This is a genomic window from Streptomyces sp. NPDC060366, assembly GCF_042725135.1.
GTDB lineage: Bacteria > Actinomycetota > Actinomycetes > Streptomycetales > Streptomycetaceae > Streptomyces.
This window is the reverse complement of the sequence record NZ_JBHXDC010000004.1, coordinates 350,932-369,524: the sequence shown is the minus strand read 5'-3', so window position 1 is coordinate 369,524 and position 18,593 is coordinate 350,932. Positions and strand designations below refer to the sequence as shown.

The following is an 18,593-nucleotide window of genomic DNA, read 5'->3' as shown; positions in this document are numbered from 1 at the left end:
CGGGGCCATGCCCCCACGCGCGGCCCGTCCGGGGCCTCACACCAGGTTCGCCGGATCGTCCAGCCACGCCTCCTGCCGCCCTCGCGCCGTGACCGTCAGCCCGAAGCGCGTCAGTTCGGGGCGGCCCCGCTCCTCCCACCAGCCCCGCGCCGCCGTGATCTCGTCCCAGAGGCGGCGGGTGCCCCACTGGCGGACCGCGTCCGGGGCGTCCCAGGAGTCGTAACGCACCGATGCCCACGAGCCGTTGCCGTCCGAGAGGGCGATCCGGTAGGTGGCCGCCGGGTCCGAGCCGTCCCAGGTATGGACGTAGCGGGCGTGCGGGACGCGGAGGCCGATCGTGAACGCCACGTCCACGTCCGACAGCGCCAGGTCCGGATCCATCGCCGACGGTCCGCGCAGATCGGGCCCGGTCGTCGGAAGGCTGACCGTGTGGGGGCGCTGGGAGCGCATCCACATGAAGCTGACGTTGTCCACGAAACGGCCGTACGAGGGGGCGCCGGGCTCGGCCGTCACCAGGCGCAGCAGCCCGGCGTTGGCGTACGGCGTGCCCCACGGCGTCACGATCGTGGCACCGGGCCGGGTCTGCTCGATCCAGGTGCGGGGGACACGGCGTACGGCCGCCGTCGAGTGGATGTGGTCGTACGGCGTCGCCGGGGGACGGCCGGCCAGACCGTCGCCGACGACCAGCCGCGCGGGCGAGAGCGCGACGGACTTCAGGCGGTGCGCGGCCTCCGCGGAGACGTGGGGGTCGACCTCCACCGTGGTGACGGCCTCGCCGCCGAGCCGGGCAACCAGCAGGGCGCTCGTCCAGCCCGTGCCCGTACCGATGTCGAGGACCCGCGCGCCGTCGCCGACGCCGAGATGCCTGAGCATCGAGGCCACCAGCGAGGGCCGGGAGGCGGACGACGTGGGCACACCGGGGCCGTCGTGGGCGCCGTCGTCCAGTTGCGTGACGACCACCTCGTCCGCGTCGACCAGCGCCCACCACGTCTCGGGCTCGGCGACCCGGGTGACGCGACGGTGGCCGGTCGGGGAATCCTCGTCAGGCGCCCATACGGCCTCCGGCACGAACTCCGCACGCGGGGCACGCGAGAACGCGCCCCGCCAGCTCTCCTCCAGCGCACCGGACTCGGTCAGGCCGGACAGCAACCGCGCGTAGCCGTCGGTCACTTCTTCGGCGGAACGGGCCTGGTCCACCGGCCGTCCGACTCCTTCGGCGTCTGCTTCTTGTCGCCTTCGGTGCCGTCCTTGCCATCACCGTGCTCGCCCATGAGCGTCTCCCCTCGATCCCTGACCGGCCGACTCCGTTCGGTCACCAGAACAGATATACCCGCTTCGCTCCGTGACCATCAGGGGCGCGTGGAAGCGAAAGGGTCGCGCCTCCGGGCGGAGTCGCGACCCTTCCGGTCCGTGCGTGAGCCGTCAGGCCCAGGTGATCAGCCTCTTCGGCTGCTCCAGCACCGCCGCGACATCCGCCAGCACCTTGGAGCCCAGCTCGCCGTCGACCAGCCGGTGGTCGAACGACAGCGCCAGCGTCGTGACCTGACGGGGCTTCACCTTGCCCTTGTGGACCCACGGTTGGAGCTTGATCGCACCCACCGCCAGGATCGCCGACTCGCCCGGGTTGAGGATCGGCGTGCCCGTGTCGACGCCGAAGACGCCGACGTTCGTGATGGTCACCGTGCCGCCCTGCATGGCCGCCGGGGTCGTCTTGCCCTCGCGTGCCGTGGACACCAGCTCACCCAGAGACTGGGCGAGTTGGGGCAGGGTCTGGTCGTGCGCGTCCTTGATGTTCGGGACGAGCAGACCGCGCGGGGTCGCCGCCGCGATGCCGAGGTTGACGTAGTGCTTGAGCACGATCTCCTGGGCGGCCTCGTCCCAGGTCGCGTTGACCTCGGGGTGACGTTTGATGGCCACCAGCAGCGCCTTCGCGATGAGCAGCAGCGGGTTGACCCGTACACCCGCCATGTCCTTGTCGGACTTGAGCTCCTCGACCAGCTTCATCGTGCGCGTGACGTCGACCGTCACGAACTCCGTGACGTGCGGCGCGGTGAACGCGCTGCCCACCATCGCCGCCGCAGTCGCCTTCCGTACGCCCTTCACGGGGATACGGGTCTCCCTGCCGCCGGCCGTCACGACAGCCGTGGCAGTGGCCGCCGGGGCGGACACGGACGCGGGAGCTTCCGGCGCCTCGGGAACGGCGGTGGCCGCCGTCGCCGCGTGCACGTCCTCGCGCGTGATGATCCCGTCGGGACCCGTCGGCGTGATCGTCGCCAGGTCCACCCCCAGGTCCTTGGCGAGCTTGCGCACCGGCGGCTTCGCCAATGGGCGCGACAGCGCCTCGGCGACGGGGGCCGGCGCCGCGTGGCCGTTCATCTCCGCCTGGATCGCCGCGCCCGCCGAAGCCGCCGCGCCCTGCTCGGGGACGGCCGCGGCCCCCCTGCGCGGACGGCGCTTCGTGGACGCTTCCGAGACGCCGTAACCGACGAGCACCGGCTGGCGCCCCTTCGGCTCGGCGGCCTCGGCCTCGCCGGCCGGCTCCGCGGCCGGAGCAGGAGCGGCGGCCGGCGCGGGAGCACCGTCGTCGCTCCCCGGCGCCACGTCCACCGTGATGATCGACGCACCCACGTCGACGGTCGTGCCCTCGTCGAAGCGCAGCGCGTGCACCACCCCGTCGTAGGGGATGGGCAGTTCGACGGCCGCCTTCGCCGTCTCGACCTCGCACACCACCTGGCCGTCGACGACGGTGTCGCCCGGCTGTACGTACCACTTGAGGATCTCGGCCTCGGTGAGCCCTTCGCCCACGTCGGGCATCTTGAACTCTCGATAGCGAGCAGAAGTGTCAGTAGTCATGGTCATGGCACTCCTCAGTACCCGAGCGAGCGGTCGACGGCGTCGAGTACCCGGTCCAGGCCCGGAAGATACTCCTCCTCCAGGCGCGCCGGCGGATACGGGGCGTGGAATCCGCCCACCCGCAGCACCGGAGCCTCCAGGTGGTAGAAGGAGCGCTCCGTGATCCGGGCGGCGATCTCCGCGCCGGAGCCGTAGAACACCGGCGCCTCGTGGACCACGACCAGCCTGCGCGTCTTCTCCACCGACGCCTGGATCGTGTCGAAGTCGATCGGGGACATCGAGCGGAGATCGAGCACCTCCACCGACTTGCCCTCCTCGGCCGCGGCGGCCGCCGCCTCCAGACAGACCTTCACCATCGGGCCGTACGCCGCGAGCGTCAGGTCCGTGCCGGTGCGGCTGACCCGCGCCTTGTGCAGCGGGCCCGGAATGGCCTCGGTGTCGACCTCGCTCTTGTCCCAGTAACGCCGCTTGGGCTCGAAGAAGATGACCGGGTCGTCGCTCTGGATGGCCTGCTGCATCATCCAGTAGGCGTCCGCCGACGTGGACGGCGAGACGATCTTCAGCCCCGCCACGTGCGCGAACAGCGCCTCGGGCGACTCCGAGTGGTGCTCGACCGCGCCGATGCCACCGCCGTACGGGATGCGGACGACGACCGGCATCTTGACCTTGCCGAGCGCGCGGGCGTGCATCTTCGCGAGCTGCGTGACGATCTGGTCGTACGCGGGGAAGACGAAACCGTCGAACTGGATCTCCACGACCGGCCGGTAGCCGCGCAGCGCGAGGCCGATCGCCGTACCGACGATGCCCGACTCGGCGAGCGGGGTGTCGATGACCCGGTCCTCGCCGAAGTCCTTCTGAAGACCGTCGGTGACCCGGAAGACACCGCCGAGCTTGCCGACGTCCTCGCCCATGATCAGGACCTTGGGGTCGGTGTCGAGGGCGACGCGCAGCGATTCGTTGATCGCCTTCGCGAGGGGAAGCTTCTGTACGGCCATGGCTACTTGCCCTCCTCAGCGGCGCCCGCGCCGTCGGCGAACGACGCCTGGTACGCGGCGAACTGCGCCCGCTCCTCGTCCACGAGCGCGTGCCCGTCCGCGTAGACATGGTCGAAGATCGCCATGTGGTCCGGGTCGGGCATCGCCCGTACGGCCTCACGCACCCGCCTGCCGAGCGCCTCGCTCTCGTCCTCCAGAGCGGCGAAGAATGCCTCGTCGGCGGCCGATTCGCCCTCCAGATACGCGCGCAGCCGCAGGATCGGGTCCTTCGCCTCCCATGCCTCGCGCTCCTCGTCCGCCCGGTACTTCGTCGGGTCGTCGGACGTGGTGTGGGCGCCCATGCGGTAGGTGAACGCCTCGACGAGCATCGGGCCCTGGCCGGTGCGGGCGCGCTCCAGCGCGGCGCGTGTCACGGCCAGACAGGCCAGTACGTCGTTGCCGTCGACCCGGACGCCGGGGAAGCCGAAGCCCTGCGCGCGCTGGTAGAGCGGCACACGCATCTGCTTCTCGGTCGGCTCCGAGATGGCCCACTGGTTGTTCTGGCAGAAGAACACCACCGGCGCGTTGTAGACGGCCGAGAAGGTGAACGACTCGGCGACATCGCCCTGGCTGGAGGCGCCGTCGCCGAAGTAGGCGATGACGGCCGAGTCCGCGCCGTCCTTGGCCACGCCCATCGCGTAGCCGGTGGCGTGCAGCGTCTGCGAGCCGATGACGATCGTGTACAGGTGGAAGTTGTTGGTCTTCGGGTCCCAGCCGCCGTGGTTCACACCGCGGAACATCCCGAGCAGGTTCGTCGGGTCCACGCCGCGGCACCAGGCGACGCCGTGCTCCCGGTAGGTCGGGAAGACGTAGTCGTCGTCGCGCAGCGCGCGTCCGGAGCCGATCTGGGCGGCCTCCTGGCCGAGCAGCGAGGCCCACAGGCCCAGCTCGCCCTGGCGCTGGAGGGACGTGGCCTCGGCGTCGAAACGGCGCGTCAGGACCATGTCGCGGTAGAGCCCGCGCAGGGATTCGGGGGTGATGTCGGCTACGTAGCCGTCGTACTCGTCGTTCTTGACGCGTTCGCCCTCGGGCGTCAGCAGCTGTACGAGCTGGGGCTCGGAAGCCTTCGGCTGCGACGCCGTCTTGGCGCCGGCGCGCTTGGTGCCGCTGCTACGTCGCGGCTTTCGCGCGGCGGCAGTGCTCTCCACGGTCACGTGCGTGCTCCTCCGTCGGTCCGGTCCCCGGGATCCGCCGGGAACCAGTGCGGCTCGCCTGCTTCCGGACGCGTGCACGGGGTGGGTGCGACTCGACCGGGACAGGCGTGACAGGTGCCCCGGCGAGCGCCCTGTCACAGGCACGTTACCCAGTGGGTCGCATTCCTGCGAAACCCCTACTGACCTGCGATTTTACTTGGATTTCCAAGTAAACCGAGCAGGTCTGGGAACAACCACTGGTCACAGCCTTGCAGGCCGCCGGAACAACGGCACGTTATCCCGGCCGCCCACGACGGGGATAGGGGGAAGTGTGTTTGACTGATCCTGTGCCTGAAAAGGGAAAAATCACCGTATTTCTTCTGGACGACCACGAGGTGGTCCGGCGGGGCGTGCATGAGTTGCTCGCCGTCGAGGAGGACATCGAGGTCGTGGGCGAGGCGGGTACCGCCGCCGACGCGCTGACCAGGATCCCGGCGACCCGGCCCGATGTCGCGGTACTGGACGTACGGCTGCCGGACGGCAGCGGCGTGGAGGTCTGCCGTGAGATCCGCTCACGGGACGAGAGCATCAAGTGTCTGATGCTCACCTCCTTCTCCGACGACGAGGCGCTGTTCGACGCGATCATGGCCGGTGCCTCGGGTTACGTACTCAAGGCGATCCGCGGCGACGAGTTGCTGAGCGCCGTACGGGACGTGGCCGCCGGCCGGTCCCTGCTGGACCCGGTCGCGACGGCGCGGGTGCTCCAGCGGCTCCGCGAGGGCAACGCCCCCAAGGGTGACGACAGGCTCGCGAGCCTCACCGAACAGGAACGCAAGATCCTGGATCTCATCGGCGAGGGGATGACCAACCGCGCGATCGGCGAGCGGCTGCACCTCGCCGAGAAGACGATCAAGAATTACGTCTCCAGCCTGCTGTCCAAGCTGGGGATGGAGCGGCGGTCGCAGGCCGCGGCGTACGTGGCGAGGATCCAGGCCGAGCAACGCTGAAACCTGTCGAAGGGCCCGACCCCGACCGGCTTTCCCGACGGCCCGGTGAGGACGAAGGTCCCTGCCGATCCGGGGCGGGCTCCCCTGTTCCGTGGACGATCGGTGACAGAGAGTGGATGGCATGTCCACCGATGATCTGCGCGCGATCGAGCTGCTGAACCGAGTCCGGTACGGGCGGGTCGCCACGAGCATGCGGGCCATGCCGTTCGTGGCCCCCGCCCGGCACATCGTCGCGGACGACCGCGTCGTCCTGCGGATGCACCGCGGGATGGGCTACCACCAGGCGTGCAGCGGCAGCGTCGTCGCGTACGGCGCCGACAACTTCCACTCCGGCGAGTCCGACCTCTGGGCCGTGCAGTTCACCGGCACCGCGAACATGGTCAGGCCGACGGAGGACCAGCTGGAGCTGTTCGGGCCGGGCCCGCACCGCGTGGACGGTGAACCGTTCGAGCCGGTCTACATGCGCCTGACGCCGCAGTTCGCGACCGTGCACATCCTCGAATACGGGCCGGAGCTCAGCGCGAGCGAGAGCGGGAACGCACGGCGACACGACAGCCACGCTGCGTGATCTATCATTTGAAGGGTGCCGCGCTCATATGCAATGACTGCGACGATGCCCTCTGTCGCGACCGCTCCGCCCCTGATCGATCCCCCCTTCGGCTGCCTGCCCCTCGGTGAGCTGCTCCGACGCTACGAGGATGTGGGCGAACCCCTTGCCTGCCAGCCCCTCGCCCAGGGGCTGCTGAACCGTGGCTACCGGCTCACCACCACCCACGGCTCCTACTTCCTCAAGCACCATCTCGACGGCGACCGCGAGTCCATCGCCCGCCAGCACCGCGTCACCCGGCGGCTCCAGGCCCTGGGCGTACCCGTCGTACCGCCAGTCCGGGACACCGAGGGCGGCACCGTCGCCGTCGTCGGCGGCCACTGCTACGCCCTGCACCCCTGGGTCGACGGCCGGCACCGCGCCGGCGCCCAGCTGACACCCGCCGCCTCGTGGCAGCTCGGATCGCTCCTCGGCGTCGTGCACACCTGTCTGGAACAGGTCATGAAGCCGGTGACGGACCGCCTCGGCCACGGAGGCACACGCGACGTCGCGCAGGCCGGCGCGCACATCGGCGCGCAAGGCAGCCCGCACGGCAGCCCGCATGACGGCACGCTCGACGGCGTCTACGCCAGCGCCACCCCCGCCGACACCTTCGCGCTCATCGACGAGTTACTGACCCTCGCCCGCGGGCGCACCCCGGGCGACGGCTTCGACTCGCTCGCCGAACACCGGCTGCTGGAACGCCGCACGCTGCTGGAACGCAACGCGCACCACCGGCCGCCACCGGGCGCCGAGACGGCCACCGGCTGGGTGCACGGCGACTTCCACCCGCTGAACGTGCTCTACCGGGGCACCGACCCCGCCGCGATCGTCGACTGGGACCGGCTGGCCGTCCAGCCCCGCGCCGAGGAGGCGGTCAGGGCGGCGGCGATCTTCTTCGTACGGCCGTCGGGAGAGCTGGACCTGGTGAAGGTGCGGGCGTACGCGCGGGGCTACCGGCTGACGGCCGGGGCGGACGCCGGCGAACTGGCCGCCGCCGTGCACCGGGTGTGGTGGGAGCGGCTGAACGACTTCTGGATACTGCGCTGGCGCTACCAGTTGAACGACCGAAGGGCCGACCCGCAGTTCCCTGCGGTGTCGGCCCTGGCGGTCTGGTGGACGCGGAGGTACGAGGAGGTGTGCGAGGCGTTCGCGGGGTGACCCGCGGCCCGTCGTGGGTGCTTACCCCCCGATAACGCCCGCGGGGTCGCCGCCACCGGGATCACCGGCGGCTCCGCCGCCCGGCGTTCCCGTGGCGCCCTCGTTGGTGCCGCCCTCGGCCGCACCGCCGTCCGCCGTCCCCGTGTCCGGGGGAGAGGACGGATCGCCGGTCGGGCCCTCGTCGTCGCCCTCCGTCGTCCCCTCGTCGTCGCCCGGATCCGGTGAGGACGGGGTGTCCGACGGGCTGTCCGACGGTGTCGGGTCGTCGGTCGGGGTGTCGTCCGGCGGGTACTCCGGCTGCTGGTTGCCGCCCGTCGAGGTGTCCGTGTCCTCGGAGGGCGTGGTGTCCTCCTCGGTCTTCGACGGCTTGTCGGTCGGCTTGTCCGTCGGGGTCTGCTCGGTCTTCGGGTCCTGCTTGTTGTCGTCGCCCGTGCCGCCCATGTTCTGTACGGCGTAGGCGGCGCCCGCCAGGATCGCGACCACCGCGAGCAGGGCGAACAGCCACATCTTGCCGCGGCCACCGCCCCCGCCCCCGTTGCCGTGGTGGCCGCCGTCGTAACCGCCGTCGTTCGGGTTCTGCGGCGGCAGCATCGGGCGCTGCGCGGTGTCACCGTGCGGCGGGTGGCCGAGCGCGGTCGTCGCGGCGACGCCCATCGCCGGGGTGCCGCCGCCGTCGTGCGTGTCGACGGGGCCCGTGTTCCAGGTGCCCGTGTGGCTGCCCTGCTGCTGGAGCATCTGCATGCCGTACTGGACGAGGCCGCGCATCTCCTCGGCGCTCTGGAACCGGTCGTCCGGGTCCTTCGCGAGCGAGCGCATGACCAGCCCGTCCAGCTCCGGCGGCACCACGTCCGAGACCTCGGACGGCGGGACGGGGATGTCCTGGACGTGCTGGTAGACGACGGAGAGCGGCGTCTCACCGGTGAACGGCGGTCGCAGCGAAAGGAGTTCGTAGAGCAGACAGCCCGTCGCGTACAGGTCGGAGCGGTGGTCGACGGCCTTGCCGAGCGCCTGCTCGGGCGAGAGGTACTGCGGCGTGCCCATGACCATGCCGGTCTGGGTCATCGTCGACTGCGCGCCGTGCAGGGCACGCGCGATGCCGAAGTCCATGACCTTGACCGCGCCGCCGTCCGTGATGATCACGTTCGCGGGCTTGATGTCGCGGTGGACGATGCCGTGCTGGTGCGAGTAGGCGAGCGCCTCGAGAACACCGGAGACGATGATCAACGCCTGCTCCGGCGGCGGCGCCTCGGCGTTGAGCAGCAGATCGCGGATCGTACGGCCCTCGACGAGCTCCATCACGATGTACGGAACGGTCTGGCCGCCCACGACATCCTCACCGGAGTCGTACACCGCCACCACGGCGTGGTGGTTCAGCCCGGCCACCGACTGGGCCTCGCGTGTGAAGCGGGCCTTGGAGACCGGGTCCTCGGCGAGGTCGGACCGCAGCAGCTTGACGGCCACGGTGCGGCCGAGCCGGACGTCCTCCGCCGCGTAGACCTCCGCCATACCGCCCCGGCCGAGGCGGTACGTCATCCGGTAGCGGCCGTCTCCGACCAGCCCGCCGACGCCCCATGAGTCAGCGGCATCAGGCACTCCGCCGCCGCCTGCTTCGGGTTCGGGTGCCATCAGTCCTCGCCGTCGTTTCTGTCCGCGTGCCGCCCGCGTGCGCGGGGTCGCGGTGGAGCCTGGGATGGATGAAGGAGCGGTCGCAGGAGTCGTGGTGAATCCTGCGGTGGTGCTGTGCCGGTCACGCTACAGCCTCGGTGCGACACGCCAATTGGAGATGGACCGGTCATCAAACCCGCTACGGCTCCGCCCGCGCAAATTCCATGCTTTTCCTGTAACGCTTCCGAGACTCTTGTTATGCGTAGGGTCACGGAACGGGCACCTGGCTTGACGTGTCACTGCCCTGGGGCAGACTTGGCCGTAAATACGGGAGCACGGGATCACGGGATCGCGTGAGTACGGATCAGCGCGAAGCACTGGATCACCGCGTCGCCGCGCCGAGGGGGAAGCACAGTCATGAGCCACGACGGCGCACAGGGCCGCTACGCGGGCGGTTCGGTCGCGGGCGGCCGGTACCAGCTTCGTGACCTGCTCGGCGAGGGCGGTATGGCGTCCGTCTACCTCGCGTACGACGCGGCGCTGGACCGGCAGGTCGCGATCAAGACGCTCCACACCGAGCTCGGCCGTGAGCAGTCCTTCCGTGAACGCTTCCGGCGTGAGGCCCAGGCCGTCGCGAAGCTGTCGCACACGAACATCGTCTCGGTCTTCGACACGGGTGAGGACGAGCTGGACGGCTCGCTCATGCCGTACATCGTCATGGAGTACGTGGAGGGGCAGCCGCTCGGCTCCGCGCTCCAGTCGGACATCCAGCAGTACGGCGCGATGCCGGCCGACCGCGCGCTGAAGGTGACGGCGGACGTGCTGGCCGCGCTGGAGACCAGCCACGAGATGGGCCTGGTCCACCGCGACATCAAGCCCGGCAACGTGATGATGACCAAGCGCGGCGTCGTCAAGGTGATGGACTTCGGCATCGCGCGGGCCATGCAGTCCGGCGTCACGTCGATGACGCAGACCGGCATGGTCGTCGGCACACCGCAGTACCTCTCCCCCGAGCAGGCGCTGGGGCGCGGCGTGGACGCCCGCTCCGACCTCTACTCGGTCGGCATCATGCTCTTCCAACTGCTGACGGGGCGGCTGCCCTTCGAGGCGGACTCGCCGCTGGCGATCGCGTACGCGCATGTACAGGAGGAGCCGGTCGCCCCCTCCTCCATCAACCGCTCCATCACTCCCGCGATGGACGCGCTCGTCGCGCGGGCGCTGAAGAAGAACCCGAACGAGCGGTTCCCGAGCGCCGCCGCGATGCGCGACGAGTGCGCGCGGGTCCTTCCGCAGGGCCACACCGGAGCGCCGGTGATCGTGCAGGGCGCCCCGTCGACGAGCGGCGCGGGTGTGGGCTCGGCGGTCTTCCCGCCGGTGGACCAGGGGACGCCGGCGCCGCAGGGGGGCGTGCAGACGCCGTACCAGCCGGGTGCGTACGGCCCGCCCACTCCGTCGCCGATGCAGACGCCGCCTCCTACGTACGGCTACCCGCCGCAGCACAACCAGGGCTACCAGACCCCGGCGCCCACGTACTCGATGTCGCCGCAGCAACACCAGATGGGTTCGGGGCACGGCGGGCACGGTGGCCAGGGGGGCCACGGGGGTGGCAACAGCGGCGGCAAGCGGAACCTTCCGGTCATCGTCGGGTCGATCGTGGTCGCGATCGCCGCGATCGGCGGCCTGACCTTCGCGCTCTCCCAGGGCGGCAACGAGGAGAAGGACCCGGACGCCAAGCCCACGGGCTCGGCCGTGGCCGGACACCGGCCGCCGGAGCGCAACCGGACCATCGACAAGGACAAGTGCTCGGACGCGTACGAGGACGGGGTCGACCCGACCAAGGTCCAGGCGCCCGACCTGCGTTACAAGGACATCATCTCCGTGAAGGAGTGTCTGCGTGCCGCGGACTGGACGTGGAAGGTGAGCGAGGTCAACGACCCCACGCAGGCCGAGGACATCGTGGTCGACCAGTTCCCGAGCCAGGGCCAGGCGGTGCTGCCCGGTAAGCAGGAGTTCGAGCTCAAGATCTCCACGGGCAACCCGGAGTAACCGAAGAACCGGCCTGCGGCCGCGAGCGCGAACGGCGCGAACGGGGCGGACGGCGAGGGACCGGACCGCGCGGGCGCCGCAGTGTACGCCGGGTGTGCCGGCCGGCTTTCGCCGAGATGCCGCTTCTGTCACCGCGTGTGACGCTGAGTAGGTGATGTCACGGCTCCACGCACGGCTCCGATCCTTTCGCGCGCTCATGGTCGTGGTCGCGGTCACCACCCTGTTGGCGGGCGCGGCCCCCGCGTACGCCGAGGAGCGCGAATCCCCGCGTGCCGCCCCGTCGCCCTCCCCGAGCGCGTCCTCGTCGCTGGCCGGGAATCAGGCCGGGCAGGGACGGCCGCGGCCGGGGCGGACGACGGCGAGCGCCGAGGCGTCGCCGCCGGGGGCCTACGACCCGTCCACGGACTTACTGCCGACGTTACCGAGCCTCCCGATATTGCCGAGCGCGAGTGGAAGACCGCCGTCCGGTTCCGCTTCGCCGTCGGCCGGCCTTCCCGCATCCCCCTCCGCCGAGCCGGAGAACGGCAAGAAGACCGGCGAGAAGAACGACCCGAAGACAGAACGCGAGCGGGAGGGCGAGAGCCGGGACGAGGGCGACGGAGATGACGACGAGGTCCTGTCGGAGGACTTCGGCGCCCCGACGGACGTGCCCTTCCCGCTCCGTACACCCCCTCGGGACGCCACCGCGCAGGAGCAGAACGGCCAGGCCCTGTCCCAGCCCGTCGCCCGCGCCGTCCCGGCGCTGACCCTCGGCATCGGAATGGCGCTCATGGGGCTCGGCATCGGTTTTCTGGGCCTGCGGCTGCGTCGAAACTGACGACGAGGGCCCGCCCAGGCCTCACGCACCCACTCTGAGCTGCGGCTTCGACGCCCCCGTCCATCTCGCGTCGCCCTTACCTCCTCCTTACGACTGACGCGTGAGGTCCCTCTCAGGACCCTTGCCGTCGAGGGCATACTCGGTATACATACTGAGTATGTCGATCCGCCACGGGCTTCTCGCCCTCCTCGAACCGGGACCGCGCTACGGCTCTCAGCTCCGTACGGAGTTCGAGTCCCGCACCGGAGCCACCTGGCCGCTGAACGTCGGCCAGGTCTATACGACCCTCAACCGTCTGGAGCGCGACGGCATGGTCGTCCAGGACGGTGAGGACGAAGCCGGCCACGCGCTCTACGTGATCACGGACGCCGGCCGCGATGAGCTTCGGAACTGGTTCCGGTCACCGGTCGACCGCCGCAGTCCGCCGCGCGACGAGCTGGCGATCAAGCTCGCGATGGCCGTCGGCGCACCCGGGATCGACATCCGGGAGGTGATCCAGTCGCAGCGCCACCACACCGTGCAGGCGATGCAGGACTACACGCGGCTCAAGGCCCAGGCCACCGACGTGTCACCGGACAACCGCGACGACGTGGCGTGGCTGCTCGTCCTCGAACAGCTCATCTTCCAGACGGAGGCCGAGGCGCGCTGGCTCGACCACTGCGAGGCCAGGCTCGTCCGGCTCTCGCTGATGGCCGCGCAGAAGGAGAAGCAGGCGAAGCGGGAGAGCGAGCGGGAGGAGCCGGAGGCCGGCGCCGACGGCTCACGGCCGCCGGGGGAGAAGCCCACACCCGCCCCGAGCGCCGGACTCGGCCGCTCCGGCCGTCGCTGACACCGCGCCGCCGGCGCCCGGCCGGACAGGGCCTAAGCCCCACCACTCACACACCTACGACCCAGATCCGCTCTCAAGGGGGACCACCATGCCTGACCAGCAGGCACCGCATCCCGTACTGCAACTCAAGGACCTGACACGCGTCCACGGCAGTGGCGCCACCGAGGTCCACGCCCTGCGCGGGATCAACCTCGACGTCTTCCCCGGCGAACTCGTCGCCGTCATGGGCCCGTCCGGCTCCGGCAAGTCCACGCTGCTCACCATCGCCGGCGGCCTCGACACCCCGACGTCGGGGCAGGTGATAGTCGAGAACACCGACCTCACCACCGCGAACCGCAAGCAGATCGCCGCCCTGCGCCGCCGCAGCATCGGCTACGTCTTCCAGGACTACAACCTGATCCCGGCCCTCACCGCCGCCGAGAACGTCTCCCTCCCCCGCGAGCTCGACGGCACGTCGGCCCGCAAGGCCCGCGGCGAGGCCGTCGCCGCGCTGCGCGAGATGGACCTCGACCATCTCGCCGACCGCTTCCCGGACGAGATGTCCGGCGGCCAGCAGCAGCGCGTGGCCATCGCCCGCGCGCTCGTCGGCGACCGCCGCCTCGTCCTCGCCGACGAGCCCACCGGCGCCCTCGACTCCGAGACCGGCGAGTCCGTGCTCGCCCTGCTGCGCAGCCGCTGCGACGCGGGCGCGGCCGGCGTCCTGGTCACGCACGAGCCGCGCTTCGCGGCCTGGGCCGACCGCGTGGTGTTCCTGAGGGACGGCGCCGTCGTCGACCAGACGATCCGCAGCCAGGCCGACTCCCTGCTCACGGGCCAGGCGGCCGAGCGGTGAAGACCTGGTACCACTCGTGGCGTGCCGCGATCCGCATAGCCCGCCGGGACGCCTGGCGATTCAAGGGACGCAGCTTCCTCGTCCTCGCCATGCTCGCCCTGCCGATCCTCGGTGTGAGCGCCGCCGATCTGACCCTGCGCAGCGCCGAGCTCTCCCCCGCCCAGTCGCTGGAGCGCGACCTGGGGGCCGCCGACGCCCGGGTCAACGACCCGCGTCTCGGCGGCGTCGCCGTCACACAGGACCCCAAGGGCGACATGTACGCGCCGGAGGGGGACTACGAGGACAAGCCGTGGCCCGACGGCGAGACGGACGTCGAGGCCGCCTTCCCGGCGAACGCCAAGTCGCTCGTGGACGCGGAGGGCAGGGCCAAGCTCAAGACCACCCACGGTCTGCTGAACACCCAGATCCGGGAGCTGAAGGCGTCGGACCCGATGGCCGAGGGCATCATGCTCCTCGACCGCGGCCACTTCCCCCGGAAGGCCGACGAGGTCGCCGCGACCAACGCCTTCCTGGAGAGCAGCGGTCTGCGCGTCGGATCCGAGCTGACGGCGCACGGCCTCGACGCCACGTACCGGATCGTCGGCGCGTACGAACTGCCGAACTCTCTGGGCGACGCCCAGGTCAACGCGCTTCCCGGCGCCCTGCTGGCCCCGCTCGACAAGGCGCTGGCCGCCGCGGAGCTGCCCGACACCCAGATGTCGGCCACGTATCTGGTCTCCGTACCCGGCGACGCCGGTTTCACGTGGAACATGGTCAAGGAGTCCAACAAGAAGGGCGTCACGGTCGTCTCGCGCGCCGTCACGCTCAACCCGCCCGCCGACTCGGACGTGCCGTACTACGAGCAGGAGGGCCCTCCGTACGGCGGGAACTCCGACAACACCACCGAACTCGCCATCCTCAGTACCGTCGTCGGTCTCGCGATGCTGGAGATCTGTCTGCTGGCAGGACCCGCGTTCGCCGTCGGCGCCCGCCGCTCCCGCCGCCAGCTCGGCCTGGTCGGCGCCAACGGCGGCGACCGGCACCACATCAGGGCCATCGTCCTCAGCGGCGGCCTGGTGATCGGCGCGGTGGCCGCCGTGGTCGGTACGGCGCTGGGCATCGGTCTGACCTTCGCCCTCCAGCCGGTGCTCGAAGACTGGCTGGGCAAGCGTTTCGGCGACTTCGACCTGCGCCCGCTTGAGCTGATCGGGATCGCGCTGATCGCGGTCGTGACCGGTCTGCTGGCCGCGATAGTCCCGGCGGTCACCGCCTCCCGGCAGAGCGTCGTGGCCTCGCTCACCGGCCGCCGCGGCGTCCGCAGGAGCAGCAGGGTGCTCCCGATCCTCGGTCTGACCGCCGTCGTCGTCGGTGCGGGCATAGCGCTGTACGGCTCGACGGTGTCCGACCAGGTCGCGTTCGTCGGAGGCGGCAGCGCCCTCGCCGAGCTGGGTGTGGTGGCGCTGACGCCCGCCCTGGTGGGTCTCTTCGGACGGATCGGCCGCTGGCTGCCGCTGTCACCGCGGCTCGCGCTGCGGGACGCCGTACGCAACAGGGGCCGTACGGCTCCGGCGGTGGCGGCTGTGCTCGCGGCCGTCGCCGGCACGGTGGCCGTGGCGACGTACACCTCCAGCTCGGAGGCCCAGGAGAGGGCGGAGTACAAGGCTTCCCTGCCGTACGGCGCGGTCGCCATCCTGTCGCCGGAATCCGCCGCCGACGTTCCGTCGATGCGCGACGACGTGCAGAAACTGCTGCCGACGGAGGTGCGGGCCGACGTGGACCGTGTCGTGGTCGGCAAGAGGAACTGCTCGGCGTACGGGGGCGGCGACGACTGCGGACGGTACGAGATCGTCCTGCCCAAGGCCCACGAGTGCCCGCTGTGGTCGTACGGCAACACGGATGAGGACCCCGCCTCGAAGTTCTCCAAGGCCGAGCGGCGCGAGCTCGCCAAAGACTGGCGCTGCTCCGAGCAGGGAGGCGGCGTCGGCGACGCCGCCGGCGAGATCCTGATCGGTGACGAGAAGCTGCTGAAGGTCCTGAAGATCAAGGACCCGGCCGCGGACAAGGCGCTGGCGAACGGGCAGGCCGTGTCCTTCCGCAACCGCAACATCAACCCCGCGGGCGCGGACGGTCAGGACGCCGGGGCCCCGTCGAAGGGCGGCGCGCGCGGCGGCGCGGTCCTCTCGAAGGACGGACCGAAGGCCGGGTCGGAGGGCACGGTCGACGTCCGCGTCATCTCCGCCGCCGACATGGCCGCGGCGGACGCGGCGAGCATGGAGGGCAAGGAGCCGCCCGGCACCGTCACGTCGATCCCCGCCCGCCAGATCACCGGCGGTCAGAGGGCGTACGGCGTCACGATGATCGTGCCTCCGGACGCGGCGCGGAAGGCGGGCTTCACGACCGTACCGCTGGGTGCCTTCTTCTCGACCGAGCGGCTGCCGAGCGACGCGCAGGAACAGAAGCTCAACAGCGAACTCGCCAAGACGGGCGGCGACGTCTGGCTGACCGTCGAGAAGGGCTTCACCCCCGAGAACAGCACCACGCTGCTGGCGCTCGCCGTTTTCGCGGGCCTGATCACGATCGGCGCCGCCGGTATCGCCACCGGGCTCGCCCAGGCTGACGCCGAGGCCGACCTGAAGACGCTCGCCGCCGTCGGGGCACCGCCCAGGGTCCGCAAGGCCCTCAGCGGTTTCCAGTGCGGGGTGGTGGCCGCGATGGGTGTGCTGCTCGGCTCGGCGTCGGGGATCTTGCCCGCCATCGGGCTGCGCTTCACCGAACGCCGCGCGCAGGACCAGATGTACGCCAAGATGCTGGACGAGGGCTGGGCCGGCGGGTCCGAGGCCACGGCGCCGTTCGTGCCGGTGGTCATCCCGTGGGAGACGCTGGGCGTACTGCTCGTCGTCGTCCCGCTCGGCGCGGCGGTGCTGGCCGCGCTGGTCACCCGCTCGCGGGGCGCGCTGGCGCGCAGGGCGGCGATCTGACGGACACCGGGGCACCGGACCCCGGAGACCGATCGGGCCCCCGTAGGGGAGTGGACCACTCTCTTACGGGGGCTCACCGCGCGTCCGCACCCAGGTGCGAGACAATGAGGATATGGAAATGCCGAGGAACGAACGGTCGCAGGAGAGCAACCCCCATGTCCTCGTGGTGGGGCAGGACGGGATGGCGCTCGGCGGCGGACAAGGGGACGACGAGCCGCGCGAGATCCCTGTGACGGAGATGGTCGAACAGCCTGCGAAGGTCATGCGTATCGGCAGCATGATCAAGCAGTTGCTGGAAGAAGTGCGGGCGGCTCCTCTGGACGAGGCGAGCCGGGTACGGCTCAAGGAGATCCACGCCGGTTCGGTGAAGGAGCTCGAGGACGGTCTCGCCCCCGAACTCGTCGACGAACTGGAGCGGCTGTCGCTCCCCTTCACCGACGAGGCGATCCCCTCCGAAGCCGAACTGCGCATCGCGCAGGCTCAGTTGGTCGGCTGGCTGGAAGGTCTCTTCCACGGGATCCAGACGGCGCTGTTCGCCCAGCAGATGGCGGCGCGGGCGCAGTTGGAGCAGATGCGCCGGGCGCTGCCGCCGGGTGCGTCCCACGACGGCGAGGACGACGAGGACCCGGGCGCCCACGGCGCGATCCGCTCCGGCCCGTATCTCTGATCCCCTGGACTTGTCGCGAAAGGACGCCGGACGGGCCACTGCGGTCCGTCCGGCGTTCTGAGTGCGGCCCTAAGGGTGCAGCAGCAGGATCTTGCCCACGTGCTCGCCCGCCTCCAGGGCGCCGTGCGCCTCGGCCGCGGCCGACATGGGGAACGTACGGTCCACCACGGGCCGTACCTGCCCGGCGCCGACCAGCGGCCAGACGTGCTCTCGTACGGCCGCGACGATCGACGCCTTCTCGCCGAGCGGACGCCCTCGCAGCGACGTGGCCGTGATCGCCGCGCGCTTGCCCAGGAGAGCGGCCAGGTTGAGTTCACCCTTCACCCCGCCCTGGAGCCCGATCACGGCGAGCCGCCCGTTGACGGCCAGCGCACGCACATTGCGGTCGAGGTACTTCGCGCCGACGATGTCGAGGATAACGTCCGCGCCCGCCCCGTCCGTGGCCTTCTTCAGCTCCTCGACGAAGTCCTGCTCCCGGTAGTCGATCAGGATGTCCGCGCCCAACTCGGCGCAGCGCGCCAGCTTCTCCGGCCCGCCCGCCGTGACGGCGACCCGTGCGCCGACCGACTTGGCGAGCTGGATCGCCATGGTGCCGATGCCGCTCGCGCCGCCGTGCGCCAACAGCAGCTCGCCGGGGCGCAGATGGGCGATCATGAAGACGTTCGACCAGACGGTGCAGGTCACTTCGGGAAGCGCGGCGGCCGTCGCCAGGTCCATGCCGTCGGGTACGGGGAGCAGTTGGCCCACGGGAACGGCGACCTTCTCGGCGTAACCGCCGCCCGCGAGCAGCGCGCACACCTCGTCGCCGACCGACCAGCCCGAGGCCTCGGTACCGGGGCCGAGCGCGGCGACGCGGCCCGCGCACTCCAGACCGGGGTACGGGGACGAGCCGGGTGGCGGGTCGTAGAAGCCCTGCCGTTGCAGCAGATCGGCGCGGTTGACCGCGCTCGCGACGACGTCGACGAGGACTTCACCCTCGGCGAGTACGGGATCGGGCACTTCGGCCCAGACGAGCGCCTCGGGGCCACCGGGTTCCGGAATCGTGATCGCATACATGGTCGGGAGG

15 protein-coding genes are annotated in these 18,593 nt (G+C 70.9%); 9 read left to right on the top strand and 6 right to left on the bottom strand.

All coding sequences use genetic code 11. The features are described from left to right. Nucleotides 1-36: 36 nt before the first annotated feature. The 4 genes from ACFWHU_RS14280 to pdhA all read right to left on the bottom strand — a co-directional run bounded on the left by ACFWHU_RS14280 (nucleotide 37) and on the right by pdhA (nucleotide 5,041). Nucleotides 37-1,197, bottom strand: a complete 1,161-nt coding sequence (locus ACFWHU_RS14280) for a methyltransferase domain-containing protein (RefSeq protein WP_387225047.1) — start codon at nucleotides 1,195-1,197, stop codon at nucleotides 37-39. Between the two features lie 225 nt (nucleotides 1,198-1,422). After that, nucleotides 1,423-2,859, bottom strand: a complete 1,437-nt coding sequence (locus tag ACFWHU_RS14275) for a dihydrolipoamide acetyltransferase family protein (RefSeq protein WP_387225046.1) — start codon at nucleotides 2,857-2,859, stop codon at nucleotides 1,423-1,425. An 8-nt stretch (nucleotides 2,860-2,867) separates the two neighbouring features. Continuing rightward, a complete protein-coding gene (locus ACFWHU_RS14270; protein ID WP_385792052.1) occupies nucleotides 2,868-3,848 on the bottom strand; it encodes an alpha-ketoacid dehydrogenase subunit beta in 981 nt (326 codons plus the stop codon). 2 nt (nucleotides 3,849-3,850) lie between these two features. Beyond that, nucleotides 3,851-5,041 (bottom strand): pyruvate dehydrogenase (acetyl-transferring) E1 component subunit alpha, encoded by a 1,191-nt coding sequence (gene pdhA, locus ACFWHU_RS14265; RefSeq protein ID WP_385792051.1) that lies wholly within the window; start codon nucleotides 5,039-5,041, stop codon nucleotides 3,851-3,853. A gap of 326 nt (nucleotides 5,042-5,367) precedes the next feature. On the opposite strand from pdhA, the gene ACFWHU_RS14260 reads away from it, so the two are divergent. The 3 genes from ACFWHU_RS14260 to ACFWHU_RS14250 all read left to right on the top strand — a co-directional run bounded on the left by ACFWHU_RS14260 (nucleotide 5,368) and on the right by ACFWHU_RS14250 (nucleotide 7,774). Beyond that, nucleotides 5,368-6,027, top strand: a complete 660-nt coding sequence (locus tag ACFWHU_RS14260) for a response regulator (RefSeq protein ID WP_385792050.1) — start codon at nucleotides 5,368-5,370, stop codon at nucleotides 6,025-6,027. A gap of 121 nt (nucleotides 6,028-6,148) precedes the next feature. After that, nucleotides 6,149-6,595 (top strand): pyridoxamine 5'-phosphate oxidase family protein, encoded by a 447-nt coding sequence (locus tag ACFWHU_RS14255; RefSeq protein WP_387225045.1) that lies wholly within the window; start codon nucleotides 6,149-6,151, stop codon nucleotides 6,593-6,595. A gap of 45 nt (nucleotides 6,596-6,640) precedes the next feature. Then, nucleotides 6,641-7,774 (top strand): phosphotransferase, encoded by a 1,134-nt coding sequence (locus ACFWHU_RS14250; protein WP_387225044.1) that lies wholly within the window; start codon nucleotides 6,641-6,643, stop codon nucleotides 7,772-7,774. A 21-nt stretch (nucleotides 7,775-7,795) separates the two neighbouring features. Here ACFWHU_RS14250 and ACFWHU_RS14245 read toward each other — a convergent pair whose 3' ends face one another. Beyond that, nucleotides 7,796-9,400, bottom strand: a complete 1,605-nt coding sequence (locus ACFWHU_RS14245; protein ID WP_385792047.1) for a protein kinase — start codon at nucleotides 9,398-9,400, stop codon at nucleotides 7,796-7,798. Nucleotides 9,401-9,796: 396 nt separating this feature from the next. Here ACFWHU_RS14245 and ACFWHU_RS14240 point away from each other — a divergent pair, with 396 nt between their 5' ends. The 6 genes from ACFWHU_RS14240 (at nucleotide 9,797) to ACFWHU_RS14215 (ending at nucleotide 17,527) form a co-directional block, all read left to right on the top strand. Continuing rightward, nucleotides 9,797-11,425, top strand: a complete 1,629-nt coding sequence (locus ACFWHU_RS14240) for a protein kinase (protein WP_387225043.1) — start codon at nucleotides 9,797-9,799, stop codon at nucleotides 11,423-11,425. 196 nt (nucleotides 11,426-11,621) lie between these two features. Beyond that, a complete protein-coding gene (locus ACFWHU_RS14235; protein ID WP_387225042.1) occupies nucleotides 11,622-12,242 on the top strand; it encodes a hypothetical protein in 621 nt (206 codons plus the stop codon). A 157-nt stretch (nucleotides 12,243-12,399) separates the two neighbouring features. Next, nucleotides 12,400-13,071: a PadR family transcriptional regulator gene (locus ACFWHU_RS14230; RefSeq protein ID WP_385792044.1), complete on the top strand. Its 672-nt coding sequence runs from the start codon at nucleotides 12,400-12,402 to the stop codon at nucleotides 13,069-13,071. Nucleotides 13,072-13,159: 88 nt separating this feature from the next. Then, entirely contained in the window at nucleotides 13,160-13,903 is a 744-nt protein-coding gene (locus ACFWHU_RS14225) for an ABC transporter ATP-binding protein (RefSeq protein WP_385792043.1), read from the top strand. Beyond that, a complete protein-coding gene (locus tag ACFWHU_RS14220; RefSeq protein WP_387225041.1) occupies nucleotides 13,900-16,860 on the top strand; it encodes an FtsX-like permease family protein in 2,961 nt (986 codons plus the stop codon). Before ACFWHU_RS14225 ends, ACFWHU_RS14220 begins: the two co-directional genes overlap by 4 nt. A gap of 112 nt (nucleotides 16,861-16,972) precedes the next feature. Then, a complete protein-coding gene (locus ACFWHU_RS14215) occupies nucleotides 16,973-17,527 on the top strand; it encodes a bacterial proteasome activator family protein (RefSeq protein WP_385792041.1) in 555 nt (184 codons plus the stop codon). 69 nt (nucleotides 17,528-17,596) lie between these two features. Here ACFWHU_RS14215 and ACFWHU_RS14210 read toward each other — a convergent pair whose 3' ends face one another. Further along, entirely contained in the window at nucleotides 17,597-18,583 is a 987-nt protein-coding gene (locus ACFWHU_RS14210; RefSeq protein WP_385792040.1) for an NAD(P)H-quinone oxidoreductase, read from the bottom strand. Nucleotides 18,584-18,593: the final 10 nt, after the last annotated feature.

Bases quoted from the DNA above. Each gene is read 5' to 3' on its own strand.
- ACFWHU_RS14275 (WP_387225046.1), bottom strand. From the start codon at position 2,859: ATGACCATGACTACTGACACTTCTGCTCGCTATCGAGAGTTCAAGATG.
- ACFWHU_RS14270 (WP_385792052.1), bottom strand. From the start codon at position 3,848: ATGGCCGTACAGAAGCTTCCCCTCGCGAAGGCGATCAACGAATCGCTG.
- ACFWHU_RS14255 (WP_387225045.1), top strand. From the start codon at position 6,149: ATGTCCACCGATGATCTGCGCGCGATCGAGCTGCTGAACCGAGTCCGG.
- ACFWHU_RS14250 (WP_387225044.1), top strand. From the start codon at position 6,641: ATGCCCTCTGTCGCGACCGCTCCGCCCCTGATCGATCCCCCCTTCGGC.
- ACFWHU_RS14245 (WP_385792047.1), bottom strand. From the start codon at position 9,400: ATGGCACCCGAACCCGAAGCAGGCGGCGGCGGAGTGCCTGATGCCGCT.
- ACFWHU_RS14240 (WP_387225043.1), top strand. From the start codon at position 9,797: ATGAGCCACGACGGCGCACAGGGCCGCTACGCGGGCGGTTCGGTCGCG.
- ACFWHU_RS14235 (WP_387225042.1), top strand. From the start codon at position 11,622: ATGGTCGTGGTCGCGGTCACCACCCTGTTGGCGGGCGCGGCCCCCGCG.
- ACFWHU_RS14230 (WP_385792044.1), top strand. From the start codon at position 12,400: ATGTCGATCCGCCACGGGCTTCTCGCCCTCCTCGAACCGGGACCGCGC.
- ACFWHU_RS14225 (WP_385792043.1), top strand. From the start codon at position 13,160: ATGCCTGACCAGCAGGCACCGCATCCCGTACTGCAACTCAAGGACCTG.
- ACFWHU_RS14215 (WP_385792041.1), top strand. From the start codon at position 16,973: ATGGAAATGCCGAGGAACGAACGGTCGCAGGAGAGCAACCCCCATGTC.
- ACFWHU_RS14210 (WP_385792040.1), bottom strand. From the start codon at position 18,583: ATGTATGCGATCACGATTCCGGAACCCGGTGGCCCCGAGGCGCTCGTC.